This is a genomic window from Streptomyces sp. NPDC006643 (genome assembly GCF_042870175.1).
Taxonomy (GTDB): domain Bacteria; phylum Actinomycetota; class Actinomycetes; order Streptomycetales; family Streptomycetaceae; genus Streptomyces.
Window position 1 is genome coordinate 139,022 of record NZ_JBIAHA010000004.1, and the last position, 16,001, is coordinate 155,022.

General features: G+C 72.1%; 16 protein-coding genes. All 16 read right to left on the minus strand.

Annotated features, from left to right (window positions below; all coding sequences use genetic code 11):
* Positions 1-4 precede the first annotated feature (4 nt).
* A complete protein-coding gene (locus tag ACFYNU_RS07430; protein ID WP_356585027.1) occupies positions 5-2,227 on the minus strand; it encodes a TOMM precursor leader peptide-binding protein in 2,223 nt (740 codons plus the stop codon).
* Positions 2,224-4,005, minus strand: a complete 1,782-nt coding sequence (locus ACFYNU_RS07435) for a SagB/ThcOx family dehydrogenase (protein WP_356585028.1) — start codon at positions 4,003-4,005, stop codon at positions 2,224-2,226. The genes ACFYNU_RS07430 and ACFYNU_RS07435 overlap by 4 nt, the downstream gene beginning before the upstream one ends.
* A gap of 3 nt (positions 4,006-4,008) precedes the next feature.
* Positions 4,009-4,905, minus strand: coding sequence for a hypothetical protein (locus ACFYNU_RS07440; RefSeq protein ID WP_356585029.1), 897 nt, complete (start codon positions 4,903-4,905; stop codon positions 4,009-4,011).
* A gap of 82 nt (positions 4,906-4,987) precedes the next feature.
* Positions 4,988-6,178: an acyl-CoA dehydrogenase family protein gene (locus tag ACFYNU_RS07445; RefSeq protein WP_356585030.1), complete on the minus strand. Its 1,191-nt coding sequence runs from the start codon at positions 6,176-6,178 to the stop codon at positions 4,988-4,990.
* Complete coding sequence (locus ACFYNU_RS07450) at positions 6,175-6,651, minus strand: SRPBCC family protein (RefSeq protein WP_356585031.1); 477 nt, start codon at positions 6,649-6,651, stop codon at positions 6,175-6,177. The genes ACFYNU_RS07445 and ACFYNU_RS07450 overlap by 4 nt, the downstream gene beginning before the upstream one ends.
* 82 nt (positions 6,652-6,733) lie before the next feature.
* Entirely contained in the window at positions 6,734-7,993 is a 1,260-nt protein-coding gene (locus tag ACFYNU_RS07455; protein WP_356585032.1) for an aminotransferase class III-fold pyridoxal phosphate-dependent enzyme, read from the minus strand.
* A complete protein-coding gene (locus ACFYNU_RS07460) occupies positions 7,990-9,000 on the minus strand; it encodes an SDR family oxidoreductase (RefSeq protein ID WP_356585033.1) in 1,011 nt (336 codons plus the stop codon). Before ACFYNU_RS07460 ends, ACFYNU_RS07455 begins: the two co-directional genes overlap by 4 nt.
* Positions 9,001-9,011: 11 nt before the next feature.
* Entirely contained in the window at positions 9,012-9,788 is a 777-nt protein-coding gene (locus ACFYNU_RS07465; RefSeq protein WP_356585034.1) for an SDR family oxidoreductase, read from the minus strand.
* Positions 9,785-11,017, minus strand: coding sequence for a beta-ketoacyl-[acyl-carrier-protein] synthase family protein (locus ACFYNU_RS07470; RefSeq protein WP_356585035.1), 1,233 nt, complete (start codon positions 11,015-11,017; stop codon positions 9,785-9,787). The genes ACFYNU_RS07465 and ACFYNU_RS07470 overlap by 4 nt, the downstream gene beginning before the upstream one ends.
* Positions 11,014-11,274 carry a phosphopantetheine-binding protein gene (locus ACFYNU_RS07475; RefSeq protein WP_356585036.1) on the minus strand — a complete coding sequence of 87 codons (261 nt, stop codon included), beginning with the start codon at positions 11,272-11,274 and terminating at the stop codon, positions 11,014-11,016. The genes ACFYNU_RS07470 and ACFYNU_RS07475 overlap by 4 nt, the downstream gene beginning before the upstream one ends.
* Positions 11,275-11,331: 57 nt before the next feature.
* On the minus strand, positions 11,332-12,111 hold the full coding sequence (locus tag ACFYNU_RS07480) for an SDR family oxidoreductase (RefSeq protein ID WP_356585037.1): 780 nt from the start codon (positions 12,109-12,111) through the stop codon (positions 11,332-11,334).
* The gene (locus ACFYNU_RS07485) at positions 12,101-13,093 is read right to left on the minus strand and encodes an ACP S-malonyltransferase (RefSeq protein WP_356585038.1); all 993 of its coding nucleotides are present in this window, start codon (positions 13,091-13,093) and stop codon (positions 12,101-12,103) included. Before ACFYNU_RS07485 ends, ACFYNU_RS07480 begins: the two co-directional genes overlap by 11 nt.
* A gap of 1 nt (position 13,094) precedes the next feature.
* A complete protein-coding gene (locus tag ACFYNU_RS07490) occupies positions 13,095-13,892 on the minus strand; it encodes a MaoC family dehydratase (RefSeq protein ID WP_356585039.1) in 798 nt (265 codons plus the stop codon).
* Between the two features lie 106 nt (positions 13,893-13,998).
* Positions 13,999-14,910, minus strand: coding sequence for a class I SAM-dependent methyltransferase (locus ACFYNU_RS07495; protein WP_356585040.1), 912 nt, complete (start codon positions 14,908-14,910; stop codon positions 13,999-14,001).
* A gap of 157 nt (positions 14,911-15,067) precedes the next feature.
* Entirely contained in the window at positions 15,068-15,196 is a 129-nt protein-coding gene (locus ACFYNU_RS07500; protein ID WP_023543551.1) for a hypothetical protein, read from the minus strand.
* Between the two features lie 96 nt (positions 15,197-15,292).
* Complete coding sequence (locus ACFYNU_RS07505) at positions 15,293-15,952, minus strand: helix-turn-helix transcriptional regulator (protein ID WP_356585041.1); 660 nt, start codon at positions 15,950-15,952, stop codon at positions 15,293-15,295.
* Positions 15,953-16,001: the final 49 nt, after the last annotated feature.

Sequence of the window (16,001 nt, forward strand, 5' to 3'; positions counted from 1 at the left end):
GCCTTCAGGGCAGCGGGTGCGGATACGGGTTGTCGGGCAGGGAGTCGCAGCCGAGGGCGGACACGACGTCGTAGAGGCGGCGGTTGCCGAGCATCCGGCAGCCGTGCACCCCGGACAGATGCTGAAGGCCGGGGACGAGGACCCGTACGACGTGCGCGCCGCTGCGGCGGACGTCGGGGGTCGTCAGGTCGACCACGCACACCCGGTGGCCGGCGGCGGCCAGTTCGGCGGTGATCCGGCCGACGGGGTCGTCGGTGGCGGCCGGGGCCGGGCGTTCGGGGCGGCCGGGGAGTGCCGGAGCGGAGGGATGGACGAGATAGCCCGCCTTCTCGCGCAGTTCGGGGTACTTCGAGTACAGGATCGCGTGCTTGTTGAAGTCGTCGACGTTGCCGAAGTCCTCGGCGGCCTCCCAGTCCTCGTGCTGTCTGAGGAGCCTGCGGACATAGGTGAGCCCTTGCGCGGCCTCCAGGAACGCCTTCTCCACCGCCTTGACCGGCGACCAGCGGCAGGCGCTGCCGAAGGACATGATCTGTTCCGAACCGCTGTGGTGCTCCATGACGGCGACCACCGTCGACGGCGTCAGATCGAGTGAGAGGTCGTAGAACCGCACGCGCCAGGTCGTCGCCCGGTCGATGAGGTACGAGACACGTGACGAGCCGGCGACGGCCTCCGGCGGGAGCGGGCGGGGCGGCAGTCGGTGCAGCCAGGAGATGGCCAGGGCGTCGCGCTCGATGACCTCGTACAGTCCGCTGAGCACGGCCGCCCGGTACGTCGGTCCCGCCGCGAGTCCGGTGGAGATGGACTGCCCGATGGCGGCCTCGCCCCGGACGCGCCGGTAATGCATGTACACCTGGGACGCGGGGACCCGCACGGGCGCGCCGCTCAGCAGATCCGTGGCGTGTGTCCAGCGGACCCGGCTGCCGCCGTCGAAGGGTGTGAAGGGGAAGCCCGGTTCCGCGTACTGCTCCGGGGAGAACAGGCCGAACTCGGCGGGCGGGACGGCGGACCGGCCGGCCGCGTCCAGTTCGTCCCAGCTCGCGAGGCGCAGCTCGGCCGGGCGGTAGAGGCCGGCCGCGTAGCGTTCGAGGGATTCGCCGATGGTGGCGGCGACGGCTTCGCCCTTGGAGAATCCGGCGCCGCCGTTGACCGTGACGTTCATCGTCCGCTTGATGAGCGACAGGTCGGCGGACGTGCTCCCGCTGAGGTACACCGGCGGGCCGCTCTCGGCGCGGCGCACGCTGGTGGCGTGCACGATGCCGACCCGGTCGTCCTCGGCGGCGCGCAGCGCCTCCGGGCCGCCGTCGCCGTTCGCCGGGGTGCCGGTGGGCCGGGCCGTGGCGCGAGGCCTGTTCGCGGTCACGCTCGCTGTCGCGTTGTCGCTCGCGTTCTCGGCCGCGTTCTCGGCGCGTGCGTGGTGCAGGTCGGCGCAGACGGCGCAGGTGGGGACCGGCAGGAGGCTGCGCCGCGTCTTGGCGGGGCTGCTCTCGTCGTACCACAGCAGCTCGCCGGTGGCCTCGTCGTCTCCCGCGGTCAGCCATTCCTCGGCCCTCCGGCCGACGGCACCGGCCAGTTGCGCCGCCGCCCACGGGGGGACCTCGTGCTGGAAGGGGTGTGCGTCGCCGGGGCTGTCGCCGCCGTCGTCCGGGCGGACGCCTTCGGCGAGGAAGGTCATGTACGCGCGCCAGGTCTGGCCGTGGACCGAGTTGGAGGCGACCCGGACGCGCAGGCACTCGTAACAGGCCCCGTCCCCCTGCGGCGACCACAGCGGCCCGACGAAGGTCACGCCGTCGCGCGCCACCCCGTACACCAGGTGGGGGCGGCCGGCCCGTACGCATCGGGCGGCCGTCCGCGCGGCCCGTGGGTCGAACAACGACGCCGTGGCGATGACGGCCAGGTCGAACAGGCCCGGCTCCAACTCCCGTTCGCTCTGTGGCACTTCGACGGCGGCCAGGCCCGGGGTGTGGTCGGCCACGGCGAGGAACTGCCGGGTCAGCGACCTCGGTCCGGTGACGGCCAGCCGCCGTACGCGCGAAGCGGCCGGGTCGGGGGCGGCGGAGGCAGGGGGCGGCGCGATGCGCAGCTTGTCCAGCAGTTCGGGGGGCAGTTCGTCCGTGAGCGCGCTGAGCCCCTTGCCCTTCACCCGGTGGATCTCGTGCGCGGTCTCGACGAAGCCGTTCTCGTCGTCCAGTACGTGTACGCGTACGCCTGCGCCCTGTGTGTTCGTCATGCGGCCTCATCCCCTGTGCGTCGCGGGCCGAGCAGTGTCAGATAGAGCACCGCGTCCTCGACGCCGTCGACGCCGACGTATGCGTTGAAGTAGTCGTCCACGAACGCGATCATCGGGTGCGCGACCAGGCCGAGCGAGGTCGCCGTGGTCACCACGCTCTGTGCGAGATGGCCGCAGTCGAGCAGTACGGTGCGGTAGCCGCGCTCCCGGTACTTCCACTGGTTGCGCCGGAACGCGCCGACGTAGACGACCATCGCCGCGGCGCCGCCCGCCCGCTCCCGGTAGCCGGTGTACTCGGCGACCTCCGCCAACGTCCGCTCGTCGTCGACCAGTTGGAGGAGCCGCTTGCCCGGGTGGAAGTAGTAGAGACCGGGCTCCACGCCGGTGACACGGTCCACGAGGACGAACATGTCGCAGGAGTAGAGCCCGCCCGCCGACGGTGTGGCACGCAGCGGCAGACGCAGGTCCTCGCCCGCGACGGCGGCTCCGGTGGTGCCGTACGACAGGGTCAGCAGATGCGCCAACTCGGCGAGTGACAGCTCGCCGTCGCCCATCGCGGCCCACGAGCGCCTGCGCCGTACGACCTGGTCGAGCGTGAGCAGGCGCGGCTCGCCCGCCGGACGCGTCGGGTACTGCCTGCGGGCGTGGCCGAAGTCCCGGTAGGCCTGGCCGAGAAGACGGCGGGCCGGGGGGCTCATCTCGGCGAGGTCGACCAGAGGCAGCGTGCCGTATGCCGTGCGCATCTTGGAGTTCTCGTGGTAGACGCGGCCGATGCGCACGTCGTCGCGCTCGTAGGTGAGGGACAGCTGGCGGGGCGCGCGCAGCCCGAGGGCCACGACATCGCGGGGGCGCCAGTCGTCCTCGGCGTCGGCCGTCGCCCGCTCCGGTGACGCCGTCCCGGGGCCGGGCTCCACGCGGCAGGCCACCAACGCGGGGCCGTCGGCCGGGCCGAGTGTGCGCACGGCCGCCCGGTGGCCGTGCAGCCGCAGTCTGGCGCGGAGTTCGCCGGTCTCGTCCGGCGGGGGTTCGGGGGGCAGCGTGTCGAAGCCGGTCTCGCCGACGGCCACCACGTCCTGGAAGTCACCGTAGGCGGAGGGTTCGCGGTCGGCGCCCTCGCGCCGGGGCAGCGTGGTGACGACGAACTCGCGCAGGACCGCCCGCACCGCCCGCTCCACACCGCGCCGCTCCCACAGGTCGCAGACAACGGCGCACAACGGCCGTTCCATCCGGTCCAGGCGCAGAACGGCTCCGACTGCGGGCACGCCGGCCGTCTCGCCCAGCAGATAGCAGTCGATCCGGCCGTCGACACCCCGCAGACCCACGCCTCTCTGCCCGACGCCGCCCGGTCCCACGCCCGGTCCGACGCCGCCCGGTCCCACGCCCTCGTCGTGTCCGGTGATCAGGGTGCCCTTCTCGATGCCCGAGTCGGCCCGGCGGCGGGCCAGTTCCGCGTAGATCGCGCGCGCCACCGCCTCGTCCCTGCTGTCTCCGGCGCCCACGGCGGGCGGGCGGCCCAGCTCCTCGGACGGATCCTCACCGCCGGATCGCAGGATCCTCAACACCGTTGCCCGCTCGACCAGTTGACGCAGGGCACCGCGCCGGTCGGCCGCCACGGCGACATCGAGCAGCGGAATGTCGGCGGCCCGCAGATCAAGGTTCTCCCCGGCGTCGGCGGCCGGGACCAGCACCTCGGCGTGCGCCCGTACGTACAGGGGCAGCGGGAGCGTACGGGCCGCGAAGCCCTGCTCCGTCAAGCAGCGCAGCATGTCCTCGTCCACGGCTCAGACCTCCGCCCATTCCTGGCGTGCGGGGGCGTACGGCGCGCACACCGCGCAGTACGGGTCCCGCCAGGCGCGCAGCGATGTCTGCTCGCAGCGCGCCGCGTCGATCGTCGTGATCCGGCCCCAGGGGTGCTCGGCGCCCATCGGGACGAAGCCGCGCATCGCCATATGGGCGAGCACCCCGCCCGCCCAGCCGACGAAGCCCGGTTGCAGCGTGAGCCAACTGCCGGTCGCGGGCAGGTCGTCGGGCACGGGGCGGGGCGGTCCGTAGCAGCGCGGGCAGGCGGACTCGCCAGGCATCGTCCAGGGCCCGAGGCGCAGTTGGTCGGGGGTGACGAGGACGGGCAGCCACGAGCGGCCCTCGCCGCAGAGCCGGCGGTTGGTGTCGTCCAGCTCGGTCTCGTCGCCCAGGGACACCGCGACGGTGAGCGCCGCGTCCGCCGTGCCCGTACGGGCATCGGCGGCGTCGACCGTCAGCCCCTGGTCCCTCAGCAGGTTCGCGAACACCGTGGTGAGCCGGTCGGGGCCGGTCAGCGTCACGGACTTGGCCTTCACCGAACCGAAGACCTTGTCGGGCTCGTCGGTCCGCCGCGCGATGAACGAGTACAGCCGCAGATCCGCCGCCGTCCCGATGGTGTGACGCGGAAAGAGCAACACCCCCATCGACGCCAGCTGTTTCACATACGGCGCCAGCAACTCGATCTCGGCGGCCGTTGTCTGCTCCCGGGCGGGAACGGTACGGGAGAGCTTCGGCAGAATACCGGTGACGATTTCACTCAGCGCCGCCTTCTGCTCGTCCGTCATCCTGAGGACGAACTTGACGGCACCGACGAGGAGTTCGACGCGCCCTTCCCCCAGGGGTCGCAATTCGACATCGGTGGCACCGACGGCAACCATTTCCGCTGGCTCAGAATTATTCACGTCTTTGAATCTAGCGCCGGGCCGTCCCTGATCCGATACGTCTTTCCGTAGTACGGAACTACGGTTTTCCGTGACCCGGCCGCTCCACCGGATCCATGGAGACCGAGTCACCGCGCAAATGGGCCACCAGCGCGTCGGTCGCCGCCGTTCGCGACGGCGGGTGGAAGGCCAGGCAGCGTACGGCCGCACAGAGATACGCGACGTCGGGCGAGGTGATGAACGCTCCCCCGCCCAGCGCGTCGGCGGCCGTCGCCGCGACGTCCAGGACGGCGTCCTGCGCGGCGAACCGGACCGTCAGCGCCGGGCCGAGCAGTGTCGCGGGCTCCACCTCGGCGTCGGACCGCGCGGCCACCCCCTCCAGGGCGTACGTCGCCGCCTCCAGCCCGACCGCCAGGTCGGCCAGCCGCCGGGTGTCGGTACGCGGCGCGCGGACGGCCCGCTCCACGAGGGCCGCCGCCATACCGACGTACGAGGCCGCGATCAGCAGCTCGAACCAGACCATGGAGCGGCGCAGCGCGTCGGTCGTCGTACCGACCGGCCCCACGTCGGAGACCAGCCGCTGCGGTACGAACACGTCGTCCAGGACCAGTTCGTCGCTCTGGGCGCCGGCGAGGATGTCACTGCGCCAGAACGGCCGGCAGGTCAGACCGGGCGAGCCGGCCGGGATCACGGCGACCGCGCACCGCTCCCCGTCGGGGGCCTCGACGCGCAGCGTGGCGAACAGCAGGTCCATGGATCGGCTCAGACTGCACGGCTTCTTGGAGCCGCTGACCAGGACACCGCCCGCGACCGGCCGGGCCGACATGGCGGGGTTGAGGATGCCGGAGCCGGGCCGGGCCTCGGCGGCGCCGGAGGCCACGAGCATCGAGTGCCGGGCGACGGCCTCGGCGAGCAGCCATTCCATGCCGGCTTCCTGGCTGTCCCAGCCGGTCAGGCTCGCGACGGAGAAGTGGTGCATCGTGGAGGCGACCGCCAGGGAGGGCGCGCGGCTGCCGATCGCGCGCTGTATCCGTACCCCGTCGCGCAGACCGACGCCGCGGCCGGAGTACTCCTCGGGGACGAACAGCGCGGGCGCGCCCGATCCTCGGAAGAGGTCAACGGCCGGGGAGCCGGGGCGTTCGAGCTTGCCGAGGTCCACGGCGGCGAGTTGCCCGTCGAGGCCCGGCAGATGGTGTTCGAGCAGCGCGCGGTCCTCAGCCAGGAACGCCGCCGTCAGGGTTTCGGCGGCCCGGTCCCCCGCCCGGCTCACGCCGGACTCCGCCGCGCGCCGGCGGCCGACGGCTCCTGCGGCTCGTCGTCCTCGGTCACGATCTCTCCCACGAGGGCGCGCAGGATGACGGTGATGTATTCGCTGAGGGTCTGGGCAGCGATGGGTTCGATGACGTCGGCGAGCGTGGGAATTCCCATGTCGAAATCGCAGGAGAATTCGATTCGGCAGTCTGGCCCCTCGTCGCGCATCCACCAATGACCCACGAGATGGTCCAGGTCGCCGGTGACCAGAGAGAAATCCACCCGGTGGTTCTCCGGGTCGTAGTGGTCCTCCTCCGTCCATTTCAGGATGCCCCGGCGGAATGTCACTTCCCACGAGCATCCGGTGCGTCCTTCGCCGAGATCCTCGACGTCCACGCTGCGGACGGCGTCGGTGAGTTCGGGATAGCGGGCGAAATCGCTGATGACCGGATAGATCTCGGCCGCGGTCCGGCCCGGCGCCCTGGCCGACACCCTGACGTATCGCATGTGTTCCTCCTGAGCTGGGACTGAGCCCGCATTGGGCCGGGGCTGAGCTGGGGCACGGACTGAACGGTCAGATCCGGGACGGCGGATATCGCGTGCCGAGAGCGTCGGCGGATTCCTCGACCGCCCGCCCGAGCCATTCGAGTTCCGGCTCGGCGAAGAACGCCGAGGGGGTGAGGCGGACGGTCGCCAGGGCGTTGGCGGTGGGGCAGACGACCACGGAGCGCTCCTGGAGTTCGAGCACGAACTCGCCCGCGAGGGAGGGCTGGTGGAACTCGACACCGAAGAGGGCCCCGCGCCCCCTGACCTCGCGCACGAGATGACGGCAGCCCTTGAGGCGCTCTTCGAGCAGTTGACGGAGTCTGATCCCCAACTCCCTTGTACGGCGCGGCACTTCCTCGCGGATCACGGCCTCGACCGTGTGCCGTACGGCGACGGCCGCCAGTGGGCTGCCGCCGTATGTCGAGGTGTGCAGGACGGGGTCCTGGTTGAGCGGGGCGAAGACCTCGGGGGTGGCGACGACCGCGCCGACCGGCACCACTCCCCCGCCGAGCGCCTTGCCGCTGAGCAGCATGTCGGGGGTGACACCGTCCTCCTCGACGGCCCACAGCGGTCCGGTGCGGCCGAGGCCGGTCTGAATCTCGTCGACGATCAGCAGCGCGCCCGCACTTCGGCACGCGTCCGACACCCGCCGCAGATAGCCGGGCGGCGGAATCCGTACGCCGCCCTCCCCCTGGACGGGCTCGACGATCACGCACGAGGTGGCGGTGAGCTTGGCGGCGAGGGCGTCGGAGTCTCCGTACGGGACGAAGTCCACGGGTCCCGGCAGTGGTTCGCAGGGGGTCCGGAAGACCTCGCGGCCGGTGACGCTCAGCGCGCCCATGGTCTTGCCGTGGAAGCCGCCGTCGGTCGACACGACATGGCGCCGGCCGTTCATCCGGGCGAGCTTGAGCGCCGTCTCGACGGCCTCGGCACCGGAGTTGGTGAGGTAGACGTAGTCGAGGCCGTCGGGGCAGGCGTCCGCGAGTGTCCGGGCGGCGAGCGCCAGCTCCTCGTGGAAGATCATCGGGCCGGTGAGCGACATCGTACGGAGCTGGCGGCACACGGCGTCGACGACCGGCGGGTAGCCGTGGCCCAGCAGGAAGACGCTGAACCCGCCGCAGTTGAGGAGCTGTTCACCGTCGGCGGTGTAGAGGTGGTCGCCCTCCACGCGTACGACGACGGGGGCGCCGGTCAGTTCGGCCAGCCGGGCGAGGCCGGAGTTCACATGGTCGCGGTAGAGACCGATGACATCGCCGCGGGCCATCCGCCGCCCGGCGTCGGCGCTCATGCGCGGGTCCCGGCCGCCGTGAGCCTGGCCCGGGTCCCGAAGTACTCCAGCGAGGTGTCCAGACAGGCCCCGAGGTCCGGCGGGGCGCCGAGGCCGGGCAGCCCGTCCGGCAGTCGCGGCAGTGTGCGGTCGGTCGCCAGTGGTCCGAGGATGTCGGTGAACAGCTCAAGGCGCTTGCGCAGGTCGGCGCCGATGCTGTCGCCGAACGCGGGGATGATCAGCCGGTGGACCATCTCGGAGTCCACCAGCCGGGGCCGGGGCACGGTGCGTCCCTGCCGTCGCGCGTAGCCGAGGCAGCGCTCGACGAATTCCTCGATGGTCAGGGCGCGTTCGCCCGCGGTGATCCAGTGCTCGCCGAGCGCACCGGAGTCGACGAGGACCCGTACGCTCCGGGCGACATGGTCGCGGGGCAGGAAGTCGACGTAACTGCCGGGGGCCACGGGCACGACCGGGGCGCCGCCGGTGATCAGGGACTTCATCGCGGCGTACACCCCTTGGAAGCGGGGGGTGGAGCCGGTCCTGCTGTCGCCGATCACCAGCGACATCCGCAGGATGCTCCACGGCACGCGGGCGGCCCTGACGGTGTCCTCGGCAGCCCGCTTCGACTCGCGGTAGGGGCGTGCGCGCCCGTCTTCGTGGCTGCCGTCGCGGCGCCGCACATAGATGGTGCTGATCAGGTGGAAGGGGACGCCCGCGTCCTCGGCGAGCCGCAGCGCGTGCGCGGTGCCGGTGGCGTTGACGTCGTGGATGTCTGCCGCCGCGCGGGCGAAGGAGGTGATGGCCGCGCTGTGCAGGACGCCCCCGATCCGGCCCGCCAGCGCGGCGTACGCCGGGGCGTCGAGGCCCAGGCGGGTGCGTGTCACATCGCCGGGGATCAACTCGGCGGCGCCGTCCGGCCGGTTCCCCGCCGGGCGTACGAGCCCGACGACGCGGCCGGGGCCGAAACACTCGACGAGGCTCTGTCCGACGACACCGCCGGCTCCGGTCACGAGAAGGGGATGGGCCATGGGACACGTCCTCACATCAGGATCGAGTAGCCGCCGTCGATCACGATCGTCTGGCCGGTGATCATTTCGGCCTCGTCGGAGAGCAGGAACGCGGCCAGCGCGCCCACGTCCGCCGGATTCGTCAGCCGCCCCGCGGGCGTTCTGGGCAGGGCCTGGTCGAAGAGCTCCTGGTGCCGGCTGAAACCGCGGGCGGCGGCGGTGTCGACGAGCCCCGGGGTGACCGCGTTGACCCGGCAGCGCGGCGCCAGTTCTACGGCCAGATAGCGGACGAGGGACTCCTGCGCCGCCTTCGACGCGGCGAGCAGCCCGTAGGCGTGCGGCAGCACCCGGGAGGCGCCGATGCTGGAGACGGCGAGCACCGACCGCAGCTCGGGCCCGGCCTGCACCAGCCGCAGCATCGAGCGGGCGTGGGTCTCCACGGCCCAGTCCCAGTGGCTGCGACGGGTGTCCACCAGTGAGAGGGGCACCCCCGTACCGGCGTTGGACACCAGCAGTGTCGGCGGGCCGAGTTCGCCGGTCACCCACTCCATCACCTTGGCCGGCACATCGTCCCGGGGGTCGCCGAAGAAGGCCCTGCGGGCGCAGGAGCGTACGCCGAGCGCGGTCAGTTCCCCGACCGTGCGCTCGGCCGTGTCCCGGTCGCGCAGGTACGTCACGGCCACATCGGCGCCCAGGGCGGCCAGCCGGCGGGCGATGCCGCCGCCGATGCCCTTGCCGCCGCCGGTGACCAGGGCCGTCCGGCCGGCGAACGGGCGGGAATCCGCGGCGCGTTCGGGGTCCGGGGTCATACCTTCGCCAGGGCGAGCGAGCAATTGACACCTCCCAGGGCGAAGGAGTTGCTCAGCGCGAGGTCCACCGGAGCCTCCCGGGCGTGGTCGGCCACGATGTCGATGTCGAGGTCCGGGTCGGTCGTCTCGCGGTGGAGCGTCGGCGGCAGCACACCCCGGTGCAGCGCGAGCGCCGTCGCCGCCGCCTCGGTGGCGGCGGTGGCGCCCATCAGATGGCCGTGCGCCGACTTGGTGGAGGACACCGGCGGCAGGCGGTCGCCGAACAGCTGCCGCAGGGCGCCCACTTCGGCGGCGTCGCCCGCCCTGGTACCGGCGGCGTGCGCGTTGACGTATCCCACATCGCCGGCGGGACGTCCCGCCCTGGCGAGGGCCAGGGTCATGGCGGCCAGGGCGCCCCGGCCGTCGGGCCGGGGCCTCGACAGGTTGTAGGCGTCGGCGGTGTGGCCGTGTCCGGCGAGTTCGGCGTAGATCCGGGCCCCGCGTGCGCGGGCGCGCCCCAGCTCCTCCAGGACCAGTACGGTCGCCCCCTCGCTCATCACGATGCCGTCCCGTCCGGCGTCGAAGGGCCGGCAGGCCCGGGAGGGGTCGCCGTCGCGGGTCGACAGGACGCGGGCGGTGGCGAAGATGGCGAGCGCCGACGCGTTGAGCGGGGCGTCGCAGCCGCCCGCGAGAACGAAGTCGGCGCTGCCCTCGCGGATCAGGTCGGCGCCCCGGGAGAGCGCGTGGCCGGACGCGGCGCAGCCGGTGGTGGGGCATTCGACGGCGCCCATGAACCCGAACTCCATGGACACCATCGCGGCGGCGACGGTCGGCATCATGGCCATGCTGGTGGTGGGCGCCGTGGCGCGCCAGCCCCGCTCGTGCAGGACCAGGCCCTCGGCGGCGATACGTTCCATACCGGCGTAGGCGGTGGCGATCACCACTCCCACGCGCAGGGGGTCGACCCCGCTCTCGACGGGTCCGGCGTCCCGCATCGCCAGCCGGGCGGCGGCGACACCGAAGTGCGCGAACCGTTCGAGGCGGCTCAGCTTGCGGCGGTCGAGATAGTCCTCGGCGCGGAAGCCGTTCACCTCTCCGGCGGCCGTCACGGGGAAGCCGTCGAGAGTGAATCTGGTCAGCGGGCCGATGCCGGAGCGGCCCTCCCACAGGGAATCCTCGAAGGACTTCACCCCGGTGCCGATCGGGGTCACGGGCCCGATGCCGGTGATCGCGACCCGGCGGGGCGTCATGTCCGCTCCAGCAGTGCGGTGAAGTGGTCGATGATGCCCTCGATGACCAGCAGATTCTCCAAGTCCTTGTCGGCGACGGAGAGTTGGTGGCGTTCCTCCATGATGGCGACGGCGCTCATCAGGTCCACGGAGTCGAGTCCGAGGTCGCCGAAGACATGGGCCTGCGGTGTGATGAGTTCGGCGGGCACCTCGAAGCGTTCGGTGAGCAGTCCGCGCAGTTCGTTCTCGACCTTTTCCCGGGTGGTGCTGGTGCTCATGGTTCTTCCCTCCGTTGTGGCCCTTCGGCCGCAGTGGCCGCTGGGCCGAGTGGCCGCTCAGTAGAGCCCGCCGTCCACATTGATCAGCTGTCCGGTGACGGCGGGTGAGTCGACGCAGAACCGGACCGCTCCGGCCACGTCCTCGGGGGTCACGTATCGACCGGTCGCCGACAGACCGAGGAAGCGTTCACGGGCGGGGGCGCCGAGTCCGGCCGTGAGCGAGGACTCCACCAGTCCGGGGGCCACCACGTTGGCGGTGATGCCGTACCGCCCGTTCTCGCGGGCCACCGAACGGACGAGGCCGAGGAGTCCGGCCTTGGCCGCCGCGTAGTTGGCCTGCCCCGGCAGGCCGAGCGCGCCGCTGACCGAGCCGATGCCGACGATCCGTCCGAAGCGCTGCGCGATCATCGAGGGCAGCGCCGCGCGGACGCAGTGGAACATGCCGGTCAGATTGGTCCGCAGGACGTCGTCCCAGTCCTCGTCGCGCATCCGCACCACGGGCCGGTCGCGGAGCGTGCCCGCGGCGCCGACCAGCACGGTGACGAGCCCGGCGGTCTCGGTCACCTCGCGGAAGCAGGCGCGTACCGACTCCGGGTCGGCGACGTCGACGCGTACGGCCAGCGCGTCCGGCAGTTCGGCGGCCAGCGCGCGTCCCGCCGCCTCGTCGCTCCGGAAACCGACGGCGACCCGGGTGCCTTGCGCCGCCAGCGCCCTGGCCACGGCGGATCCGATGGCTCCCCCCGCCCCGGTCACGAGGGCGACCCGGGGGCCGCGGCGGATCGTCGAGTCGTCGGGTATCGCGGCTGCCCAGCTGTTCGCCGGGAGGTCATCGGGCATCGTCCACCGCCTGACGGGTCGGGTTCGGGCGCGGCCTGCTCCGGCCGGCCCCGAAGGGCTGGGGCGTCTTCGCCTCGGCGTCGCTGGAGACCAGACGCAGTCGTGGGGGCGGCACTTGGGCGGCGAGGGTCTCGGCGATGAGCCCGAGCAGTCGGGCGGGGGATCCGGGGCCCAGTTCGACGAAGGTCCGGTGGCCGTCGTGCGCGGCGGCCCGCACGGCGGCGTGGAAGTCCACCGGCCGGGTCATGCCCCGCACGAGGAGTTCCCTGATGCGGTCCGGGTCGGCGGTGGCCTCTCCGGTGAGGCAGGAGTACAGCTTCGCTGCGGGGACCCGGATGTCGGCGTTCCCGAGCGCGGCCCGCAGTTCGGCGGCGGCGGGGGCCATCAGCGGGGTGTGGGCCGCGTAGGGCACGCGTATCGGCCGGACACGGAAGGCGCCGCGTTCGCGGCAGAGGTCGGCGGCGGCGGCGAGCGCGGCCGTGGTGCCCGCGACGACCGCCTGCGAGGGGCTGTTGATGTTGGAGACCTGTACGAAGTCGCCGTCCCCGGTGGCCGCGGTGATGTCCGCGCAGACGGCGCGGACCTGGTCCGGAGTCAGGCCGAGTACGGCGGCCATCCCGGTACGCGCGTCGGCGAGCCGGGCCATGGCGCGGGCGCGCAGCACGGCCAGTCGCAGTCCGGTCTCGAACGGCAGCGCGCCGGCCGCCGTGAGGGCGGCGAACTCGCCGAAGCTGTGGCCGATGACCGCCGCCGGGGGCGGCTCGTGGCGCAGCAGGGCGGTGGCCGCCGCGACGCCGACGACGAAGAGGGCGGGCTGGACGAACTCGGGGTCCTCGGGGTCTTCAAGGTGACCGGCGTCATCGGGCCGGTGACCGGCGCCGATCAGGTCGAGGGCCTCGCGCAGCAGGGCGGGGGCTGCGTCCAGGCCCGCTGTCATGTCCGGGCGCTGGGAGCCCTGCCCGGGGAACACCCATACGGCCATGTCACCGCACCTCCGCGGCGGCGCGGGTGACCAGGGTGTCCTTCAGCACGGGCTGCCCGGCGACGCTCGCGTGCAGCGCGTACGAGCCGGGCGCCCCGGTGGCGTGCACGCCGAGGGTGAGTTCGTCCCCGGGGCGCACCGGCCGTACGAAACGGGTACGGACCGCCGTGACGGCCGCGCCGTCCCCGTCGAACATCCTGGCCGTCAGTCCGGCGACGGCCAGCAGGAGCGTGGCCATGCCGTGCACGATGACGCCGGGGAGCCCGGCCCGGTGCGCGGCGGCGTCGCTGAGGTGGACCGGATTGCGGTCGCCGCTCGCCTCGGCGTAACGGCGTGGCAGGTCGTCGGGCACCCGCTCGCGCCAGGTGAGGAGCACGGGTCCGCTGCCGCCCGTCGTCACCGGGCGCCGGGGCAGCCGGCCGTCGCCCCGTGCGGGGCCCACGGTGAGTGTGGTCAGCAGATCGGCCACGTCGTCCCCGGCCGCGCCCCGTATCCGGGTGCGCAGAGTGACGGCGCGTCGGAAGCCGTAGTCGCCCTCGGCCTCAAGGCTCGGTGTGACGGTGAGTTCCTCGCGCGCGCCGGGCCATCGGTGCAGCGTCGTCTCCTGCGCGGCGTGCCGCAGATGCGCCGGGTCGGGTACGGGAAGGAAGTCGGCCAGCGCGGACCGTACGGCCGTGGGAAGGGCGCGTGCCACAAAGAACAAGGGAACGGACGCGGACGGAATCCGCAGTACGTCGGCGAATTCCCCGGCCTCGACCGGACCTGTCGTGAACAGAAAGGGCTCACGTATACGTGTCATGGTCCGTCCCCCGTGATGGCTTCCGACATTTCGATCCTAGAGAGCCGGAGCCCCGGGTCTCCACCCGGAATTCCGTAGTCTGATTTCGGGGAGAAACCCGGGCGAATCAAACCGGAAGCCGTGCGGTGACAAGGGCGGGCACAATGGAGCCCCGCCGGTACTCGTCGCGCGCCGCGGTGAGCGTGTCGAGAAGGGTCCGCGCCTCGTCCCGGCCGTAGATCGCCGCGAGGTCGCCGAAGAAAAGCCGCATGACCTTCAGCCGGTCGTGCAGCAACGCGCGTGCCCAGTCGGTGAGTTCACGCACCACCACGTCGGTGAACCCGGCGGCGCGCAACTGCGCCACGCGCGCCTCGACACCGATCAGGAAGAAGATGTCCGGCGGGTGCAGCCGGCGGAAGGTCCCGGAGGGCTCACCGCCGGGGCCGAGCAGGCCGGCCTCCTCCGTCATGACCAGCAGGCCGCCCGGGCGCAGCACCCGGGCCGTCTCGGCGAACACCGCGTCGGTCTGGGCGAAGTGGGAGAGCGAGCCGGTGCACATCACGACGTCCAGCGAGGCCGTACGCAGCGGCAGGGCCCGTACGTCGGCCTGGACGGGGTGCACGGCCCGTGCGCCGGGCCCCACGCCCCCCTCGGTCGCGGTCTGCGCCTCGATGGTCGCGAACAGCCGGACGTGGTCGGCGACGAAGTCCAGCCCGACGGCGGTCCTTACGGTGAGATCGCGCCTGCTCAGCCGGTCGACGACATCGCGGAGCGCGCCACCGAATCCGCAGCCCAGCTCGGCGAGGACCAGCGGGGCGCCCTTCGGTCCGGCCTCGGCGATCGCGTCGGCCACCAGCCGGCAGCCCTGGGTGCCGAAGTGGCCGAGCTGGTCGAGGCCCAGGGCGCGGGCCCGCGAGTGGTCGCCCGCCACGTCGAGCGCGCCGGCCCAGGACCGTTCCCAGTCGTGCAGCGCGTGGAACAGCCGCCGGTGGTAGTCGCCTTGGAGTTCCTGCTGCGCGCCGCCTGTGCGTGCTGACATGTGTTCGCTCCGTCCCGGCCTCGCGCGGATTCACGGTTCACGGATTCACAGATTCACGGTTCCACAGTTCACTGATTCACGGGGACGCGGATACGGCGGTGCGCCCGCGGCCGATGGGCAGACCGCGGGCGCACGCCTTGAGAGTTCCGCGTCGGATTTACTCGAAGTCGACGTCGGAGATGTCGAGAGAACTGCTCGACGACGAGGTCGTGCAGCCTTCCTCGACGCCGATCGACTCCAGGCTGGAGATCTGCTCGTCGACAATGTCGAACGTGATGTCTGCCATTTCCCATGCTCCTCTCGGACTTGCCCGAACTTGCGTCTCCAGCTTATGAAGGCGACCGTTCGCATACATCACGGATTGCCGTAGGAGTGCAATTGCCTACGCGAGCCCGAGCGCGGTCGCACGCTCGACGACCTCAAGTCGGTTGCGGGCACTGAACTTCGACAGCAGATGCCGCATGTGATATTCGACCGTGTTCTCCGTGACGAAGAGCGCGCCGGCGATCTCACGGTTGCGCATCCCGCGCCGGAGCAGTTCGAGCACATCGCGTTCACGCCGGGTGAGATTGGGGGCGGGTCCGGTGGCCCGCTCGCGCAGGACCTCGAAGAAGATGCGGTCCATCACGTTCACTTCGAGTGTCTGCGACGCGCGGATGGCGGCGACCCCCCGGCGCAGATTGATCGTGTCCTCCAGATACACCCGGCAGCCGCGCCGCATCCACCGCTCGCAGCGGCGCCAGTCCCGGCTCTGGCCGAGGATGGCCAGCCTGATGCCCTCCCGGACGGCCCTGGCCTTGGCGATCGTGCGCTGGACGTCCCCGTCGTCGAGATCCTGTCCCGCGAGGATCCAGCCGGCGCCCGTGGCGTACACGATCGATCCCAGCTCGTCCCGTTCGACACAGCGAGTGATCTCCGCCGCTCCGTCCGGGACGGTCTGTTCTCTTCGGAGGGCGGGCCAACTGCCGACGAGGATGACGCGACACTCACCCGTGTCACCGTCGTCGTGCGTGCTCGTACATTCGGTGGGAAAGGTGTGCATCACAGCATGGCCCCCGATTTGACTCGCATGTGGTCGATTACGTACTGCC